At 48.7% G+C, this 16,559-nt stretch carries 21 protein-coding genes and 1 pseudogene; 10 read left to right on the forward strand and 12 right to left on the reverse strand.

Annotated elements, in window-relative coordinates; genetic code table 11:
- The first annotated feature begins 10 nt into the window (after nt 1-10).
- Nucleotides 11-382 carry a DNA primase gene (locus tag DX130_RS13070; RefSeq protein ID WP_116046142.1) on the forward strand — a complete coding sequence of 124 codons (372 nt, stop codon included), beginning with the start codon at nt 11-13 and terminating at the stop codon, nt 380-382.
- On the opposite strand, the gene DX130_RS13075 is transcribed toward DX130_RS13070, so the two are convergent.
- Entirely contained in the window at nt 379-987 is a 609-nt protein-coding gene (locus DX130_RS13075; protein WP_165861268.1) for an SCO family protein, read from the reverse strand. The two genes, DX130_RS13070 and DX130_RS13075, sit on opposite strands and share 4 nt — an antisense overlap.
- A gap of 45 nt (nt 988-1,032) precedes the next feature.
- Nucleotides 1,033-1,890: a heme o synthase gene (gene cyoE, locus DX130_RS13080; protein ID WP_116046145.1), complete on the reverse strand. Its 858-nt coding sequence runs from the start codon at nt 1,888-1,890 to the stop codon at nt 1,033-1,035.
- A 258-nt stretch (nt 1,891-2,148) separates the two neighbouring features.
- On the opposite strand from cyoE, the pseudogene DX130_RS13085 reads away from it, so the two are divergent.
- Both DX130_RS13085 and gerQ read left to right on the forward strand, forming a co-directional pair.
- Nucleotides 2,149-2,344: pseudogene (locus tag DX130_RS13085) on the forward strand (cell wall hydrolase); the annotation flags it as partial.
- A gap of 71 nt (nt 2,345-2,415) precedes the next feature.
- The gene (gene gerQ / locus DX130_RS13090; RefSeq protein ID WP_420818524.1) at nt 2,416-2,904 is read left to right on the forward strand and encodes a spore coat protein GerQ; all 489 of its coding nucleotides are present in this window, start codon (nt 2,416-2,418) and stop codon (nt 2,902-2,904) included.
- 12 nt (nt 2,905-2,916) lie between these two features.
- Here the strand turns inward: gerQ and DX130_RS13095 are convergent, their stop codons facing one another.
- Complete coding sequence (locus tag DX130_RS13095; RefSeq protein WP_116046148.1) at nt 2,917-3,213, reverse strand: hypothetical protein; 297 nt, start codon at nt 3,211-3,213, stop codon at nt 2,917-2,919.
- Nucleotides 3,214-3,306: 93 nt separating this feature from the next.
- Between DX130_RS13095 and DX130_RS13100 the strand changes: the two genes are divergently transcribed.
- Nucleotides 3,307-4,293 carry a metal-dependent hydrolase gene (locus DX130_RS13100; RefSeq protein ID WP_116046150.1) on the forward strand — a complete coding sequence of 329 codons (987 nt, stop codon included), beginning with the start codon at nt 3,307-3,309 and terminating at the stop codon, nt 4,291-4,293.
- Nucleotides 4,294-4,420: 127 nt separating this feature from the next.
- On the opposite strand, the gene DX130_RS13105 is transcribed toward DX130_RS13100, so the two are convergent.
- The gene (locus DX130_RS13105; RefSeq protein WP_116046151.1) at nt 4,421-4,630 is read right to left on the reverse strand and encodes an alpha/beta-type small acid-soluble spore protein; all 210 of its coding nucleotides are present in this window, start codon (nt 4,628-4,630) and stop codon (nt 4,421-4,423) included.
- A 143-nt stretch (nt 4,631-4,773) separates the two neighbouring features.
- Between DX130_RS13105 and DX130_RS13110 the strand changes: the two genes are divergently transcribed.
- From DX130_RS13110 to DX130_RS13120, 3 genes are all read left to right on the forward strand, one after another.
- Nucleotides 4,774-4,974: a hypothetical protein gene (locus DX130_RS13110; protein ID WP_116046153.1), complete on the forward strand. Its 201-nt coding sequence runs from the start codon at nt 4,774-4,776 to the stop codon at nt 4,972-4,974.
- Between the two features lie 84 nt (nt 4,975-5,058).
- Nucleotides 5,059-6,081, forward strand: coding sequence for a permease (locus DX130_RS13115; RefSeq protein WP_116046155.1), 1,023 nt, complete (start codon nt 5,059-5,061; stop codon nt 6,079-6,081).
- Complete coding sequence (locus DX130_RS13120; RefSeq protein WP_165861269.1) at nt 6,078-6,392, forward strand: DUF1980 domain-containing protein; 315 nt, start codon at nt 6,078-6,080, stop codon at nt 6,390-6,392. Before DX130_RS13115 ends, DX130_RS13120 begins: the two co-directional genes overlap by 4 nt.
- Before the next feature lie 44 nt (nt 6,393-6,436).
- Here the strand turns inward: DX130_RS13120 and DX130_RS13125 are convergent, their stop codons facing one another.
- Nucleotides 6,437-6,850 (reverse strand): O-methyltransferase, encoded by a 414-nt coding sequence (locus tag DX130_RS13125; protein WP_116046159.1) that lies wholly within the window; start codon nt 6,848-6,850, stop codon nt 6,437-6,439.
- Between the two features lie 269 nt (nt 6,851-7,119).
- Between DX130_RS13125 and DX130_RS13130 the strand changes: the two genes are divergently transcribed.
- Nucleotides 7,120-8,382 (forward strand): methyl-accepting chemotaxis protein, encoded by a 1,263-nt coding sequence (locus tag DX130_RS13130; RefSeq protein ID WP_165861324.1) that lies wholly within the window; start codon nt 7,120-7,122, stop codon nt 8,380-8,382.
- Nucleotides 8,383-8,532: 150 nt separating this feature from the next.
- Nucleotides 8,533-9,480 (forward strand): polysaccharide deacetylase family protein, encoded by a 948-nt coding sequence (locus DX130_RS13135; protein ID WP_240644491.1) that lies wholly within the window; start codon nt 8,533-8,535, stop codon nt 9,478-9,480.
- Nucleotides 9,481-9,483: 3 nt separating this feature from the next.
- Here DX130_RS13135 and DX130_RS13140 read toward each other — a convergent pair whose 3' ends face one another.
- The 4 genes from DX130_RS13140 to DX130_RS13155 all read right to left on the reverse strand — a co-directional run bounded on the left by DX130_RS13140 (nt 9,484) and on the right by DX130_RS13155 (nt 13,125).
- Nucleotides 9,484-10,128, reverse strand: a complete 645-nt coding sequence (locus tag DX130_RS13140; RefSeq protein ID WP_116046162.1) for a 3D domain-containing protein — start codon at nt 10,126-10,128, stop codon at nt 9,484-9,486.
- A gap of 102 nt (nt 10,129-10,230) precedes the next feature.
- A complete protein-coding gene (locus tag DX130_RS13145; protein WP_116046164.1) occupies nt 10,231-11,061 on the reverse strand; it encodes a CAP domain-containing protein in 831 nt (276 codons plus the stop codon).
- A gap of 245 nt (nt 11,062-11,306) precedes the next feature.
- Nucleotides 11,307-12,332, reverse strand: coding sequence for a Gfo/Idh/MocA family protein (locus tag DX130_RS13150; protein ID WP_116046165.1), 1,026 nt, complete (start codon nt 12,330-12,332; stop codon nt 11,307-11,309).
- Nucleotides 12,333-12,348: 16 nt separating this feature from the next.
- A complete protein-coding gene (locus DX130_RS13155) occupies nt 12,349-13,125 on the reverse strand; it encodes a sugar phosphate isomerase/epimerase family protein (protein ID WP_116046167.1) in 777 nt (258 codons plus the stop codon).
- A gap of 381 nt (nt 13,126-13,506) precedes the next feature.
- On the opposite strand from DX130_RS13155, the gene DX130_RS13160 reads away from it, so the two are divergent.
- Complete coding sequence (locus DX130_RS13160; protein ID WP_116046169.1) at nt 13,507-13,734, forward strand: 3-dehydroquinate dehydratase; 228 nt, start codon at nt 13,507-13,509, stop codon at nt 13,732-13,734.
- Between the two features lie 69 nt (nt 13,735-13,803).
- Here the strand turns inward: DX130_RS13160 and DX130_RS13165 are convergent, their stop codons facing one another.
- From DX130_RS13165 to DX130_RS13175, 3 genes are all read right to left on the reverse strand, one after another.
- Nucleotides 13,804-15,084, reverse strand: coding sequence for an MFS transporter (locus DX130_RS13165; protein ID WP_240644492.1), 1,281 nt, complete (start codon nt 15,082-15,084; stop codon nt 13,804-13,806).
- A gap of 133 nt (nt 15,085-15,217) precedes the next feature.
- Nucleotides 15,218-15,787, reverse strand: coding sequence for a TetR/AcrR family transcriptional regulator (locus DX130_RS13170; protein WP_116046171.1), 570 nt, complete (start codon nt 15,785-15,787; stop codon nt 15,218-15,220).
- On the reverse strand, nt 15,777-16,511 hold the full coding sequence (locus DX130_RS13175; protein ID WP_116046173.1) for an MBL fold metallo-hydrolase: 735 nt from the start codon (nt 16,509-16,511) through the stop codon (nt 15,777-15,779). The genes DX130_RS13170 and DX130_RS13175 overlap by 11 nt, the downstream gene beginning before the upstream one ends.
- Between the last annotated feature and the right edge of the window lie 48 nt (nt 16,512-16,559).

Here is a 16,559-nt window from a genome sequence, read left to right on the forward strand (position 1 = left end):
GGGACTGAACATGGAATACGCCATCGTAGTGGAAGGGAAAAATGACAGAAGCAAGCTTCGGCGGGTGTTAAGCGATGAGGTAGGCATCTACTGCACGTATGGTACGCCGGGCACGGAACAATTAGAGAAGCTTCGGAAGGAAATCGGAGAGCTTACCACGTTTATATTCACAGACAACGATTCGTCGGGCAAGCGAATTCGCGGGATGCTGCGTGACCTATTCCCGGATGCCGAGCACATCTATACACGCCGAGGATACGCGGGAGTAGAGAATACGCCTGACGAATATTTGATACAGCAATTAGAGAAAGCGGGCCTCGATGCGCATATTGTGTATCCTGCGACCGATCCCGCTTCCAGATGGATTAAAGATGAATTTTAGAGCAGCGTATTAATCTGCTTAACGATATATTCCGGTGTCAGTTCTTCGTCACTGCCGTTAATCCACTCACGAATTTGGCCATTCTGATCCACGAGCGTAATGACGTTGAAATGCGCAAATGAATTTTCCTTCTCAACTTTAATGACCCCAACATCAAAATCGCGGGCCAATTGAATAGTTGCATCCTCTTCGCCGCGAAGGAAATGCCAGCCGTCCAGATCCGCTGAAGTCCGCTCCGCGAACTGTCTGATTACATCAGGCGTATCTCTTTCGGGATCGAATGTAATGGAGATCAGCTCTACTTTATCCCCAAGCGTTCCTTGCTCTCGAAGAATGTCTTGCGCCTCACCCAGCATAAAGGTCGTAGGCGGGCAGACGTCCGGACAATTCGCAAAATAGAAGTACACGATGCGAACTTTCCCGTTAGTCGATTCCAGCGATACCGGCTTGCCGTCAATATCATTCATCTCGAAAGCAGGTGCGGCCTTATGTACTGGCAACGGCTCTGCTTTCTTGGGACCGTACATATACAATAAATAAATGCCCATTGCCGCACATAATGCCAGCACGGCGATTTTAAAGCTGTGTTTGCGCAAAAAACTCATCTTCATCTCTCTCCCCATTGGTCCTCATTCACCACTCCAACGTTCTTAAGCCGAAGTTGTATTGGCGATCATGGCAATAAAGACGACCATCAAATAATTGACCGAAATTAAAAAATTGATCTTTGCCCATTTCTCCGTATCTTTGGCCTTAATCCCCTGAAGCGTATGGACCAGCCACACGAGACTCAATACAACGGAAATGATGAGAAAATATATGCCCGCATAACCAAACCAGTACAGCAGGATAACCGATGGCAGCAACAGCAGGACATAAGGAATCATCTGCAGCTTTGTCCGCTGAATGCCCTTCACGACAGGCAGCAACGGAAATCCCGCTTCGCGATATTCTTCAACACGTCGAATGGCCAGCGACCAGAAGTGAGCAGGCTGCCACAGAAACAGCAGGGCAAATAATATCCAAGCGCCTGCATCAATTTCACCGGTAACTGCACAATAGCCGATAGCTGGAGGCATCGCTCCGGATATGCCGCCGATGGAAGTGCTCCAAGTGGATGTCCGCTTCAGCCACATCGTATAGATGACAATGTAGACAAACCATCCCAGCAATCCAAGCCATCCCGTTATCGAATTGACCAACAGGAACAAAACCGCTATGCCTGTGACACCAAGAATAATGCCGTAAGCCAATACGGCAGACGGCTTCATTCTGCCCATCGGCAGCGTACGGTTTCTCGTTCGTTCCATCTTCTGGTCCAATTCGCGGTCCCAATAATTGTTCACGACAGTAGCCGAAGCCATCGTCAGAGTGGAGCCAATCAGCATCCATATCATAAGCGGGATATCAATATCCCACTTCGAAGCTACCCAAAACCCGCCAAGCGCAGCGAACATATTCAATCGAAGGAGCCGCGGTTTCGTTAAAGCAATTAAGTCCTTCAGCACAAAGCTAGCCTCCCAAGTTCTACGACAAGATGCGCCGTGCGCATCTATCTTTCATTGATGATGAATCGAATCTTATCATACCGAAAAAACAGAGCGGTGACAATGTTCGTGCTCCTTGTTCATGAATTCGACACTCAATATGTGACAATTCATTTGTAATTGAGCTGGAACCATTCGACTGGCCCAACCATACACTAACCGTGTGGTGTAACGCCTATTAGATTACGACAATCTCGAAGGGATGTGAGTCCACTCTTTATGGCTGTTATCAAAGCAAACGCGGAACAGACAAAAATGCTCGCAAGACTTATTCGGGCAGAGGCTGAAGGTTGGCAACGTCGGCGTCAATCGCGTCCGCGGCAATTGCCTTGACTTCAAAAACATACGCTCCATTCCCGACATGGTTTATCACAGTCCCGGCGGTTTTGAGGCCATTACAAAAGGCTACTCGTTTCACTTCATTCTTATCGACCGAAAGAGAGGATCAACAGCATGACGAATTATGGTTATAAGCAGCATGTTAACATGGCCAACGCCGCAGGACCTAATATGGGGCCTAATGCAGGCTACGGCAACCCCTATGGATACGGCGCTGGATATGGCGGCTACGCGCAGCCGTATGCCCAGCAAGCCATGATCTCCAATTATACGGCAGCAAGCACGATGCCCGCTCCTGTACCAAGCGGCTCGGTTATTACGCCGGGCGGAGGCAATATTGTAACGGTTCCGGCAAATGAAGAATCCTACGTCGAAAATATTTTGCGCCTAAACCGGGGCAAGATCGGAACATTCTACATGACTTATGAGAACAACCGGGAATGGAATGCCAAAATATTCAAGGGCAGGATTGAAGCTGCAGGACGGGATCACATTATCATTAGCGATTCCAATACGGGCATGCGTTACCTGCTTCTGATGCTTAATTTGGACTACGTAACGTTCGACGAGCCAATCAAATATGAATATCCTTTTCTCGGCGGCACCATTACGGAAAGCACACCCGCCAGCGAATAAGCTTGATTCCCCTTACCTCATGCTGGATGCAACCGGTTTGAATGTCCAAACGTGAAGCTTGGCCGGTTCCCCCACAATCCAGCTGGAAAGCGCGAACCAAGGAGAACGTTCGCTCAGACGTTCCTCCTTGACGCGCAGGGCATGCGCCTCATCCTCGCAATTCCATACCTCTACAAACAGGGAAGGCTGGTCCGTCCCTTCATATATATGGACAAGCTCTCTTTCCTGTAAACGCAGCTTCTCGACTTCCGCTAAATAATTTTCCCTGTTTTCTTGCTTAATCTTATATTCTGCAAAACAAATGTACATTTGGCGTGAGTCTCCTCTCGATTGAATTGATAAAGTCACTCTGCTTCGCCGATACTACGCATACCATTCAAATTAATCAGGAGGGCTTGTCTAATGGATACTGGAACGCATCTTGTCATGGGCATTGGCCTTGCCGGTCTTGCGATGGTCGATCCTGTTGTAGCAGCCAGTCCGGCCGTGCATACTGCAGTGCTGATTGGCACCATAGCGGGTTCCCAAGCGCCGGATTTGGACAACTTACTTCGGCTTAAGGGCAATGCCTGCTATATCCGCAATCACCGGGGAAGATCGCATTCCCTTCCCGCTGTACTGCTTTGGACCATTGCAATTACAGGCTTGCTTCAACTGATCTACAGAGGAAGCCTTCCTTGGCTTCATGTCGGGAGCTGGGTGTTGCTCTCCGTGGCCGTTCATGTCTTTACCGATTTGTTCAATGCATACGGCACACAAGCGATGCGGCCATTCAATGAGAAATGGATATCCTGGAATATTATCCATATCTTCGACCCCGTCATTTTCACCGTACATCTCATAGCTATTTTACTGTGGGCGGCAGGGCTCGTAAATCCCGCTGTACTATTTCCGCTCATGTACCTGCTTCTGGTCATGTATTATGCATGGCGCACATACTCGGCAAGGCAAATGGTTCGAAGGCTCCCTCGACTCGATCAAGGCTACCAGTCAAGCGACAGCTACATTGCTATTCCGACCATATCGCTCTCCATCTGGAATGTGGTCAAGCAATCGAAAGACCATATATTCCATATCGGCAACCTACGGAACGGACAGTTGACATGGCTGGACGAAACAAAATGCTCCAGTCATCCTGCAGTTGAAAAATCAAAAAATGATCCTGCTATACGCTCCTTCCTTTACTTTACCAACTTCGCCTGTGCAGATGTGAAGGAACATAGTTGGGGGTACGAAGTAAGGTGGGCGGATGTGCGCTATCGCCACCGCAAGCAATATCCGTTCGTTGGCGTGCTGATGATGAACAAGCGATATGAAACCGTGGGATCTTACGTCGGCTGGCTGAGCGATGATCGATTGATGAAAAGACTGCGAATGGATACGTATTAAGATTGACGAGGCGGAGCCCCTTCCTGCACAATGGGAAGGGGCTCCGCTTATTGGCTTCAAAATTAAAGAAGCCCAAGGTTTCCCTTGGACTTCGATGGTTGATGCATCAGTTGTGTATGAGAAGTGATTAGCGGATACCGCCGGACAGTTGTTGTTCAGCGATTTGAACCAGCTTCTTCGTGATGTATCCGCCAAGCGAACCTGCGTCGCGAGTCGATACGTTGCCATAATAGCCGTCTGCCGGGATTTGTACACCCAGCTCTTGCGCTGCCTCAAGTTTAATTTGTTGTAGTGCTTGATTAGCTTGTGGAACAACTAGTTGGTTGCTTCTGCTCATAGGGATAATCTCCTTTCGTCCTCTGCACGTTGTGTGTGATGCAAGCTTGCAAAGATATTATGTGCATCGAATCAGAAACTATGCTGACCTGCAAAAAATATTTTAACCTTAATAAAAGGTTACTGAATAAGGAGTTAATCAACATGTCAAAAACACTATCGTTGTTCTTCGCTTCTCTGTCTATTCTGTTCTTAAGCGCGACTGCTATCTCCATCAGTCACAGCGGCTGGCTCGTACTTTTGTTCGGGTTGCTGTCCCTCTTTAGCGTAGGAGCCGGATTTATTGTGAAAGCTCGGCTTAGAAGACGCTCCGAGCAGCAATCCTCATCATCAGATAAACCTTGAAGTTGTCCTATCGCCGCGTCACGCCGCATACGATATACAAGGGCTGATGTCCAATCGTAACGGTTGCTAAAGGGATGATATAGGATGCAATGGATTTACCGCATAGGGACACCGGCGCTGTCCTTTGGCTGCTTACTCATGCTATTTCTTATTGCAATGGACAGGAATTGGCCGTCAGTATTCCCTGCTATTCTCCAATCCGTGAGTCTGCATTCATTCAAAACCGCTTTTATCGGCGTATTGTTAGAAGCGATTCCATTTGTGCTGCTTGGCGTGCTCTTCTCCGCATTGCTGCAGGTATTCGTCTCCGATGAGCTGATTCGCAGATTTATGCCCAAACGGCCCATAACTGGAGTTTTGTTCGGCGCTTTGCTAGGCATCGTATTCCCGCTATGCGAATGCGGCATGATTCCCGTTATTCGTCGTCTGATTCGAAAAGGCATGCCGGCCTACATTGGCATCGTATACCTGCTGGCCGGTCCCATTATTAATCCCATCGTATTTTCATCCACTTATGTGGCGTTCCGCGCAGAGCCTCAGATGGCTTTCATGCGGATGGCGCTAGCCTTCGGCGTTGCTTCTGTTATCGGACTTTTCTTCGCCAAATGGATGAAAGGAAGTCCACTCAAAGCCGTTGGCGGTTTTCATATGATATCCCCGCAGCCCGTCCATTCCGGCATAACTGGCAAATCGGGCGGCTTCACGGGCAGAGCAGGCTCGATAGCGCGTCATGCATCTGACGAATTTTTTGAAATGGGCAAATATCTAATTATCGGTGCTTTCCTTACTGCTGCTATCCAAGCCTCCATCAGCCGCGACGCTCTTGCCGAATTTGCCGATCAGCCGCTTGTAGCCTACCTATTCATGATGCTTTTTGCTTATATCCTCTCGATCTGCTCCACCTCGGATGCCTTCATTGCTGCTTCATTCAGCGGAACATTCCAGCAAGGGCCTTTGCTTGCCTTTCTTGTCTTCGGTCCGATGATCGACTTTAAGAACACATGGATGATGCTCTCCACCTTCAAGCTTAGAATCGTGTTGATTCTAATTGGACTGACTTCCATCCTGACGCTGGCAGGCGCACTTCTTGCGGAGGTATGGTTATGAAACATCACTTCATCAGAGCTTTTATTCTCGTCTGCTTTTCCTTAATGATTCTATACATAGAACGAACAGACTCCCTCTCGCTGTATGTCGATCCTTATCTGGTGCCGCTCGTCAAGCTGTCAGCTGCGGGACTGTTGATTGCTGGACTCTTTCAGCTCCACACTGGCTTCCAAATGCGGCGTCATCGACATGATGCGGATTGCGCTTGCGGACATAGTCACCACCCGTCCTCCGCTTTACAGAGCTTGTTGCTGTACGGATTATTTGCACTGCCTCTTCTACTAGCCTTTCTTCCGCTGTCCGGACAATAAAAAACAATGGCTCGCTTCCGCAGCCATTGCTCCTCTGATCCTCACTAATAATACTCGCGCAACATATGCTGAGGCCGATTCTGCGGAACGTAACGATTATTCCACGTGGCCATATTGTAATTTGATTCATACAGAATACTTGCCGACCATGAATTTGTACTGGGACGTACAGAAAAATCATAAAGGATCTCACCATGCGTCCAATCCTGCCTGAGCTTCAAAGCATCGATTGCCATTTGCCTGAAGGCTTGTACCTGGGCGCTTGATAGTCCCTTCTCCGTTCCTTCGATCTTACCGTTCCTCGTCTCGATCGGGTGATGCCGCAAGCCGAACTTCCCTACCGAATTGTTGCGAATGTGGATTAATACCGTACCTGCCGCTGCGTTCGTCAACTCTCCCTCAAGCTGTCTGAATACAAAGTCTACCTGACGCGCCAAAGATACTGAGTTTGTTTCCATTTCCCATAATCCTCCTCTTTAAGTTCGACATTACGATTGTAAATCCGACAAATTTCCTCTAAATTTAACATCGAATTGCTTATAATGGTAGCATCGCCTATAGGAATGTTCACCGAAAAAATTATTGGTAATTTCCGAATTCAAGATTGCGCTTTCAGTCCTATTAAATTAAGACTAAAGACCCTGAATTCGCCGTCGACAATTATAGACCATTTTCGTACACGGTGATATAATATGGGTATTCCATATAAAGGAGCGCTTACATAATGATTCAATGGTACTATTCTCAGTCGGTACGCAGTAAACTGTTGATTACCACTTATTTCAATCTAGTACTATTTGCCATTGTCACGGTTCTCATGACTGCGATCCTGGGAGGGAAAGTTCTCCCGGTCCTGATTGGAGCAGCCATTCTGGCAATAGCCGCGCTTCCCATTGTATCCTTTATTGAGAAATCCATTACGCAATCATTCGATGAAATATCCGGTGCAGCTTATCGGATATCCAAAGGCGACTTCACCCAGAAGATCGACACGTCCGCAAGCTCTGGCTCCGGCGAGCTGGGTCATTCCTTCAACAGCATGGTGGACAAGCTTCGCGATATCCTGACGGAAACGTCCAGCATCATCAAGCACGTTGCGGACACAAGCCGCAGCATCTTTGAGAAGAACAACCAAATTAAAACGGCAATGGAGCAGGTAGCTGCCTCCGCGAACGAGCTTGCAACCGGCGCCAATGAGATCTCCGAGGATGTGACCGACATGAGCGCGTCCATTACCGAGATCGAAGAGAAAGTATCGGCTTATGCTACATCTACGAAAGAAATGAACGAGCGCTCCGAGCAGACGATCGCGCTGGTAGAGAAAGGCCGCAACGCCCTTGAGATCCAGTCAGAGGGCATGCAGCGCAACGTGGAGGCTACCGCCAAGGTCGGTGAAACGATCGAGGATCTGGCTCGCAAGGCACAGGGCATCTCGGCCATTACGACGACGATCTCCGACATTGCGGAGCAGACGAACCTGTTGTCCTTGAATGCATCTATCGAGGCAGCACGGGCGGGAGAGCATGGCAGAGGTTTTGCTGTTGTCGCTCAAGAAGTAAGGAAACTAGCTGAAGAATCGACAACATCGACGAAACAAGTTTTCAATCTTGTGAAGAGCATCGATGAAGGCATTCAGCAAGCCATCAATAATATGAAGGTCAACGAGGAAGTAGTTAACCTTCAGACCGAGCATATTCGCCAATCCGAGCATGTCTTCAAAGAAATTGAAGAAAGTATCGGCTTCATTACGAATCAGATTTATGCGTTCTCCCAGGAAAGCGATGCGATGCTGGAAAGCGCTCAGAAAATTTCCGCCGCGATTCAGAACATCTCTGCTATCACTCAGCAATCGGCTGCGGGTACGGAGCAAGTATCGGCTTCTATGAACGAACAAATCTCATCCGTACAAGCTGTTGTACAAGAAACGGAGCGGATGCTTACGATGGCCACTCAACTGCAACGTACGATTCAAGTGTTTAAAATGAAATAAGCATTAATGCTCGACTCGGACCGGATACGGTTCGAGTCTTTTTTTGTTAATCAAGCAATCCTTCATCCCGTGAATGAACCTTATCCTTGGCGGAAAGGTTATATGTACAGCATCATGCAAACTAAGCCAGAAGAACGGGATGAATCGGGTATGCCAACACAAAAAATCCTTTTGCAAATCGTTATAGTCTTAACCGTAGCCACAGGCATCTTGACAGGAACAGGGGCAAAAGCATCTGCCCAATCTGCAAGCAAAGCTGACTCAGCTTCATCATGGACAGCAGAACCGACCAAGCCACAAGTTACCAAACCACAATCGAAACAAAAGCAATCGACTGTACGTCAGAAGAAAAAGAACATAAACAACAAACAGCCTCGAGGCAAGTACAAAAAAGTGAACCGCTCCAGTATAAAACGAGCCAGCAACCGAAGTGAGGACATGTCATGGGTCCATTTGCAAAAAAAATACCCCGGAACCTTCGCTCTCAGCGGTTCCCGGGACAAACGCAACGTATCTCTGACATTTGATGATGCGCCCGACCCACGTGTAACTCCTGTCATTCTGGACACGTTAAGCCACTATCACATACGGGCTACCTTCTTTATTGTAGGAGACCGGGCAGCCAAAAACCCGGAGCTTGTAAAACGAATCATGAGGGAAGGGCATGTCATCGGCAATCACTCGTATAATCATGCGATATTGTCCAAGCTGCCGCTGACTCAATTTCAACAGCAAATATGGAAGACCGACGGTATCATCAAACGAATTGTCGGGGTATCGCCTAGACTGGTACGACCTCCGTACGGAGAAATGAAGCCCCAGCAAATTGCCTGGGGCAAACAAAACGGATTCACCATAGTGAACTGGGATGTTGATTCGGAGGATTGGAGAAATAATCCGAGCAGCGCACGCGTCCTCGCTAATATTAAGAAGACGCTTCAGCCTGGCTCGATCATCCTCCAGCACGCCGGAGGAGGAGATCAGCAGGATCTATCGGGAACGATACATGCGCTCCCCGTTCTGATCGAAATGCTGCAAAGCAAAGGCTACGACATCGTAACCTTGCCGGAGCTGCTCGGAAGAAAAGCATATCGGTAATCGTTATTTCAGAATGTAAGCTTCTACTTTCTGCATACCGAACTTCATGGCCTGTTGAGTGGAACCCGGAACGAAGATGTCAATACGGTTGCCATTAATCGAACCGCCCATATCTGATGCTGTCGCAATTATGCCTACATTCGGCAATCCATCATAGGAGTAACCGGTAATGTACATTTTTGTGCCAAGCGGAATCATGTTGGGATCGACTGCAATCGTACCCACCTTGAGCTTGTTGCCGAAGTAATCAACGCCGCCCCATTTGCCGTTCTCGGATGCCGCAGCCGTATAGGCTGTAGCTGTGACAGACACCTTTTCGGAATAAGCATAGTCATAGCCTCCAGGCCCTTGCACATGCCCGCCTTTTGTCAGCATAACCGGTGCTGATGAATCAGCCGTCGCTTTCAGTGATTGGGACGATGATGTCTGACCTGGAATAGACAGCTTCATTCCGATTTGCAAATTCATCGGATCAACCGATGCATTAACCTTCATGAGTGACTGAAGTGGAACTTTGTATTGCTGCGATAATGTCCAGAATGTATCATTGTTTGTTACCGTATGTGTACCAGCCGATGCGTGCACCGAGCCGGCGGAAAAAGTAAGGGATAAGGCAATTGCTGCACTTGCTAGGAAAGCTTTCTTCAAAACGAAGTACCTCCAACATTATTTTGGTGAGTTTCGGAACGTCTGGACGATAAGTCGCCGACGTTCCGAACCCGATGAATTTTTAATGATCCAATACGTTCATTAACCAATAAACATTTGTACCCACTTGCCATTCACATAACCTACGCCGATCTTCGTGAAGTTGCCGTTTACGATATTGGCACGATGCCCTGGACTGTTCATCCAATCATTCATCACTTGTGCTGCGCTCCGTTGTCCAGATGCGATGTTTTCACCCGCATAGGAGTACTTCACTCCGTAGGTACGCATCATGTCGAATGGCGAACCATACGTTGGGGATGTATGACTGAAGTAATTATTTACATCCATATCTCTTGCTTTCTCAGTCGCTACCTTATTGAGCAATGAGTCAGTTTGTAGGGCTGGCAGTCCCAGCTTGGCACGCTCTTGGTTGACAAGAGCGACAACCTGCGATTGCAGTGTGCCCGTCTCAGGAGCAGGCGTTTGGGTTGGTGTTGGCGTTACCGGCGGTTGTGTCGGCTTCGTCGTTGGTGCCGGCGTTACCGGCGGCTGTGTCGGCTTCGTCGTTGGTGTCGGCGTTACCGGCGGCTGTGTCGGCTTCGTCGTTGGTGTCGGCGTCACCGGCGGCTGTGTCGGCTTCGTCGTTGGTGTCGGCGTTACCGGCGGCTGTGTCGGCTTCGTCGGTACAGAACCGCCGAAGGAAGGCCACTTAATAACGATGCCGTTAAATTTGATATTGAGCTTGTCCAAATCAATGCCGTATTTTTGAGCAATGTTATTTAAGGATTCATAATTGATGTAGTGCGTTTGGACATTGAAGTTGATCGGCTTTGCGCCCGCGGCATCTGCTTTCGGTGCTGCCCATCCTGTTCCGATCATCGTTGCCGCTAGAATGCTAGCTACGCCTATGCGTATCGTCTGCATTTTCATTCTTTTATTCCTCCCAAATTGCTAGAATTTATCGAATCGGCTCTCGACGTCCCTAATCTTAGCATGGGGTTAAAGCCCTTTCATGGCTCAAAAATTACCAATGACGCTGAAATCAGGGTGAACCTCCCGCCATTACTGCATTATTAGAATCTACTCATGAGTCTCTATCCATGAAAAAAAGCCTTCAATCCTATGAAAATGATAGGATTGAAGGCTTTATAATTGCTCCGAAACAGGTGGTTACATTAACCGTTAACCGATACGAACTTGCCTGTTTCTTGCGATTCGAATGCGCACAGAATAACCTTAAGCGACGCTCTGCCTTCTTCGCCGGTTACCGCCGGAGTAGTGCCGTTTACAATGCTCTCCAGGAATGCGTCGACTACGCCGCTGGACTCCTGCTTGTCGTTCGTCGAGATCGCGCCTACTTTATGTTTTTCAACTGTACCGTTACGCAATTCTACAATAACTTGATCGTCAGGATGCGTACCGATCTTCATGACGCCATTCTCGCACCACAGAATCGTACTGTTGTCTTCTCCTTTATAATACGTCCAGCTTGCAACCAGTGTACCAATTGCGCCATTCTCCATACGAAGAATACAGGATGCATTATCATCAACCTGAGTTACCTCTTTATGAAGCGTACCAACGAACGCACCGATCTCCGCTACTTCATCATTCAGCATCCAGCGAATAAGGTCGGATTTATGAACGCCCAAATCGCCCATAGCGCCCATCAAAGCTTCTTCCTTACGGAAGAACCAGCTGTTCGCTCCGTCTACGCTCCAGCCGTCTGGTCCAGGATGTCCAAAGGACGTACGGAATGTCAGCACTTTGCCTAACACACCGGATTCAAGGATTTGCTTCGCCTTCACGTGCGGCGGCATAAAGCGCTGGTTATGGCCTACCATCAATTGCACTCCACTGTCCTTAGCCGCTTGAATCATCGCTTCTGCCTCAGCATCTGTAACCGCCATCGGCTTCTCGACAAGAACATGTACGCCGGCTTTGGCCGCTGCAATACTCATAGGCGCATGCAGCGCATTCGGTGTGCAGACGCTTACCGCATCAGGTTTTACTTCCGCCAACATAGTCTCATAATCGGAATAAGCCTTAGCGCCGTACGTATCCGCAAACTGCTGTGCTCGTTCAATAATAGGATCGACGAAAGCTACCAGCTCTGCATTTGGATTCGAAGCATATTCAGGGATATGACGGTGTTTCGAGATAGACCCGCAACCAATAACAGCAATTCTTACTTTAGACATCTAAATTCGCCTGCCTTTATTCAAATTTGGATAAATAATTTTGTTTCAACCACTCTATGCTCGTTGCAACCGATTCAAGCGGCGGATTCGCGCATACATCCTGCTCCACGATAATCCATTCAACAGATGACTCAGAAGCGGCAGCAATAACGGCTTCCAGCGGCAAATCGCCTTTGCCTAGCTCAACCGTATCGATCTGCCCGCCTTTCTCCCCACTGCGGAAGTCCTTTAAGTGAAGCAGCGGCAATCTGCCCGCGTACTTCTTTACATAGCTAACCGGATCAATACCGGAATATTGTACCCAGCCAATGTCCATCTCAACTTGCAAATACTCTGGGGAAATACGCTCATACAAAGCGTCAAATACAACCTGACCATCAAGCTCGACCTCAAATTCGAACTCATGATTATGATAGGCGAATGCAATGCCTTCCTCACGGAAACGTTTGCCGTATTGCTCGAATTTCACCAGATGGCCGCGCCAAGCTTCCGCATCGCGCGCCTCTTGAGGCAGCCATGGGCAGATCGCGTATTTCGCCCCGATTGTTTTCAGGTAAGCGATTTCATTCTCCAGGTTGCCTTCCAGCAGATGCAAGCCAATATGGCTTCCAATTGCTTGCAATCCAAGCTCCTGCAACAGATCGCGCATGCGCTCCGCCTCAATACCACCGTAGCCAGCAAACTCAACGCCTTCATAGCCCAATGCCGCAACCTTGCGCAGGGTCCCTTCGAAATCGACAGCCGTAACATCCCGAAGAGTATACATCTGTAAACCAATGCCCATCCGTGTCATTGAAGCCGCACTCCCTTTTGATTATATTCTGCTGCTTAATGTTGTGTCTTATTTTGCCTTACGAGTACCATTATATCGATCCTCCTGGCAGGAAAACAGTTGTCTTATTAGTTTCTTTTTATGCAATTTTGCTGTGATGCCTCTATGTATGCGATTGGCGTTGATTCAGCTCCTTTTAAAAGAGTTCAGGAAATACTGCTTGCAATCCAATCGCTTTGCAGTATACTAATTACAGCTTAAAACTAGGGATTGGGACTGAAATCGCGCATGGATACTGGAAAAGTGACGATTTTGTAACCTTTTGATCACTGTTTTTTAAGACTTATTTAATATTTATCCGTTACACTAGAAAAAAATCCTTCATAGGATGGAGGTCATACCATGAAAACTATGCTGATGTTCCAAAATAAAACGATACCTGTATACTTAACGGATACGAATAAACAAGCGCTGGAAAAGCTCGCCGCCGTATTAAACCGTAAACTGACCACCGGTAAAAATGCGTTGAAGAAATGTATTACCTCGCTTATAAGCGTCGAGATTGTAGGCAGTGAAGCTACGCTTCATTCTTACTACGAACGAGACACGCTAACGATATCGTTATATTGATTTGCCCTGCACAACAAGAGAGGACAACCTCCATTGCCATACGCAATGAGAAGGATGTCCTCTTTTTTGTCATTTAACTCGGTGAATTAGCGAGTCCTTATTATTCCGATTGCCGAGGATGAACAGCGCTGTGCCAATCCATCCGCAGATGGATGCCGCGATAAGCAGAGTACTCATGGACAGACTGGATGTCAGCGTAGCACCTAGCAGCGGCCCCAGCGTTCCCCGAATACCGAACAGCATCAGATGGATGCCGAACACCATCGCTTCTCGGCCCGGTACAAGCCGGAAGACAAAAGCCAAAATACCGATATCCCATATCGCCTCGCCGATGCCTTGGACCGCATTGCCCACAATAACAGCGCTATAGGTTCCCCATACACCGTATAACATCGGAACAACGGCATACGCTCCAATTCCGATCATTAGCGTGTATTTGATAGGGAATCGATCAATCATAAGCCCCGCTATCCAAAAGGTGAGAAGCAAGGCGGTGAAATAAGCGACACGCGCATAGCCGATCTGCAAATTGGTCAAGCCAAGCACATCAACTTGAGTAATTTGGTACAGCGGGCTTGCCAGCATATTGCCGAAGCCGGCAAATGTCGTAGCTGCCAAAAATACAGCAAGCGTTCTGTTCGACTTGACTAGCTCCCACTGCTCCCGCATCGAAAACTGTTGTTTCTTTCGATCGGGCTCGGGCTCAGCATTCACCGCCGGATGCGAGCTCCGCTCGACTTTTTTGGATAGTTTGAGCGTATTGAATAGTCCGATAGACAATAATCCTGCGATGGAGGCTGCAATGAGCGGCCCCGATGGTCCGAACGCTTCCGACCATCCGCCGACCATATAGGCTAGCGGTATCATCAAGATACCCATGGCTACACGTACATAGCCCATTAATCGACCGCGTATATCGGTCGGATACATCCGCGATACAAGCGATGCATACGCCGGGGATTGTATGCCCATCAGCAATTGGAACATTAGCGCAGCCACAACATAGATGGAGGGGTTAGGGAAAAATGCAGGCAGCAGCAACAATAACCGACCGATTGCATTCGGAATGATAACAAACGGCTTGGGATTACGCGCTTTCTCAATCCAGTTCGCCCAGAAAGGCGAAAAGATCAGACCAACAGCGGGCGCGGCGGCAAGTAAACCAACTTGCAGGTTGCTAGCTCCTTGCTGAATGGCAAACGCGACATAGAATTGATTCATCACTACGTTAAATAACCCGAACAAGCAGGAGGCCCCGAGGTCAATACGGGCATTCCTCCATTCCCGTGCGGTCATTGGCATACCGAACTTTACGACGTGAGAGCTGGCTTTGGACATACGTCCCATCATGTGATTGATACCTTCTTCGTCTTGGGATGTGTGAACGGACGGAGGACCCTTCGCAGGGGCAAAGGATCCTCACTCATCACGTCATTTGATTGGATATTACTACAGAGGTTCGAATTTGTACAGCGAAAGTTAACTAACTGCTAAGCCGCTCCAATCCTGCCAAAAATCGACCCAGCGCAAAGCGAAAGCTTTCATTCAAGGAGACAGGCATGCCGAACCCGCCCTCTGCTTCAATCGAGGCAAAGCCGTGAAGCAGGCTTCTTAATCCCCGGACGGCATGTATACCCTCTTCCTGAGACAAGCTGTACGGCGATAATGCCGACAATAACCTCTCAACGAGCTCAGCGCCAAGCTTGACATGTTCCTCTTGCTCAAGCGATGGCGAGCGAAGCGTCAGCGAATATAAACCGGGGTGGCCTCTGGCAAATGACAAGTAAGCTGCCGCAATGTTCATCACTGCTTGATCGCCTTGAGACTCTCCCGCTGCTTCCCGAATCACCTCATTCAGTCGCGCAAGACCATGAATAACTAAGTGAGAGCGAAGCGCTGGCAAACCGTTCACATGATTGTAGAGCGAGGGTGACTTGACGCCCAGCTTCTGCGCAACCGAAGCCAGCGTCACCGCCTCCACACCATCCTTGTCTGCAAGCTGTGCCGCCGTCCCCACAATTTGCGGCAAATCCAATCCGGCTCTAGGTGACATGATCCAATACTCCTTTCTTAAGAAGTCGTCTTTCGCTCTCAGCGATTGCCTTTCGCATAGCCTGCTCAGGCTGAGCAATCATATTCCCATGTCCCACCGCGAGCCAAGTCGGATGCAAGTCAGCCAGCTTGCTCGCACTCGCTAGACTGATTGCCGGGCTCCACGTTGCAAAGGCCGGGAACGGGAATCCAAGCTTCGCATGTCCCGCTACAGCCAAGCCGCCGCGCGATGTAAAGGCATCACCTGCAATCAGTACACCTGAACGCTCGTCATAGAAGGACATAGATCCCGGCGTATGCCCAGGGGTAGACAAGGCAAGCAAAGAGCCGACACGATCGCCGTCCTGCAGCTTTATATCCGGCACTGTCGTGATGCCTTTCGGGGTCCCTCCGCGAATCGGCAATTGTTCTTCACCGTCCAGCAAGCTGGTATCTCCTCTCAGAAGTCTCGCATCTCTATCCGAAATAGACACACTTACGCCAGGCAGCTGTTTTTTCAATGCATCGAGCGAACCGACATGATCGCCATGCGCGTGGGTTAAGGCAATCCGTGTAATCGGCTTGCCAATCTCCTCCGCCGCTTTCATAATCGCAGATGCATTGACCGGCAGAGCCGCGTCCACCAACGTCAAGCCGTCATCTTCCTCAACCAGATAACAGTTAACGGGAAACAATATGGGCATATAGGTCAGTTGAATCACCGATTGCTGACGAATCATTCTCATGGATATCACGTCCTTTTCACAAAACTAATGTTGTTAGTTTTAATATAA

Source organism: Paenibacillus paeoniae, from assembly GCF_003388735.1.
Classification (GTDB): Bacteria; Bacillota; Bacilli; order Paenibacillales; family Paenibacillaceae; genus Pristimantibacillus; species Pristimantibacillus paeoniae.

Excerpts from the sequence above, each read along its gene's own strand:
- DX130_RS13070 (WP_116046142.1), top strand. The coding sequence starts at position 11 with ATGGAATACGCCATCGTAGTGGAAGGGAAAAATGACAGAAGCAAGCTT.
- DX130_RS13075 (WP_165861268.1), bottom strand. The coding sequence starts at position 987 with ATGAGTTTTTTGCGCAAACACAGCTTTAAAATCGCCGTGCTGGCATTA.
- gerQ (WP_420818524.1), top strand. The coding sequence starts at position 2,416 with ATGGCCAACGCCGCAGGACCTAATATGGGGCCTAATGCAGGCTACGGC.
- DX130_RS13095 (WP_116046148.1), bottom strand. The coding sequence starts at position 3,213 with ATGTACATTTGTTTTGCAGAATATAAGATTAAGCAAGAAAACAGGGAA.
- DX130_RS13100 (WP_116046150.1), top strand. The coding sequence starts at position 3,307 with ATGGATACTGGAACGCATCTTGTCATGGGCATTGGCCTTGCCGGTCTT.
- DX130_RS13105 (WP_116046151.1), bottom strand. The coding sequence starts at position 4,630 with ATGAGCAGAAGCAACCAACTAGTTGTTCCACAAGCTAATCAAGCACTA.
- DX130_RS13110 (WP_116046153.1), top strand. The coding sequence starts at position 4,774 with ATGTCAAAAACACTATCGTTGTTCTTCGCTTCTCTGTCTATTCTGTTC.
- DX130_RS13115 (WP_116046155.1), top strand. The coding sequence starts at position 5,059 with ATGCAATGGATTTACCGCATAGGGACACCGGCGCTGTCCTTTGGCTGC.
- DX130_RS13120 (WP_165861269.1), top strand. The coding sequence starts at position 6,078 with ATGAAACATCACTTCATCAGAGCTTTTATTCTCGTCTGCTTTTCCTTA.
- DX130_RS13125 (WP_116046159.1), bottom strand. The coding sequence starts at position 6,850 with ATGGAAACAAACTCAGTATCTTTGGCGCGTCAGGTAGACTTTGTATTC.
- DX130_RS13135 (WP_240644491.1), top strand. The coding sequence starts at position 8,533 with ATGCCAACACAAAAAATCCTTTTGCAAATCGTTATAGTCTTAACCGTA.
- DX130_RS13145 (WP_116046164.1), bottom strand. The coding sequence starts at position 11,061 with ATGAAAATGCAGACGATACGCATAGGCGTAGCTAGCATTCTAGCGGCA.
- DX130_RS13150 (WP_116046165.1), bottom strand. The coding sequence starts at position 12,332 with ATGTCTAAAGTAAGAATTGCTGTTATTGGTTGCGGGTCTATCTCGAAA.
- DX130_RS13155 (WP_116046167.1), bottom strand. The coding sequence starts at position 13,125 with ATGACACGGATGGGCATTGGTTTACAGATGTATACTCTTCGGGATGTT.
- DX130_RS13160 (WP_116046169.1), top strand. The coding sequence starts at position 13,507 with ATGAAAACTATGCTGATGTTCCAAAATAAAACGATACCTGTATACTTA.
- DX130_RS13165 (WP_240644492.1), bottom strand. The coding sequence starts at position 15,084 with ATGATGGGACGTATGTCCAAAGCCAGCTCTCACGTCGTAAAGTTCGGT.
- DX130_RS13170 (WP_116046171.1), bottom strand. The coding sequence starts at position 15,787 with ATGTCACCTAGAGCCGGATTGGATTTGCCGCAAATTGTGGGGACGGCG.
- DX130_RS13175 (WP_116046173.1), bottom strand. The coding sequence starts at position 16,511 with ATGAGAATGATTCGTCAGCAATCGGTGATTCAACTGACCTATATGCCC.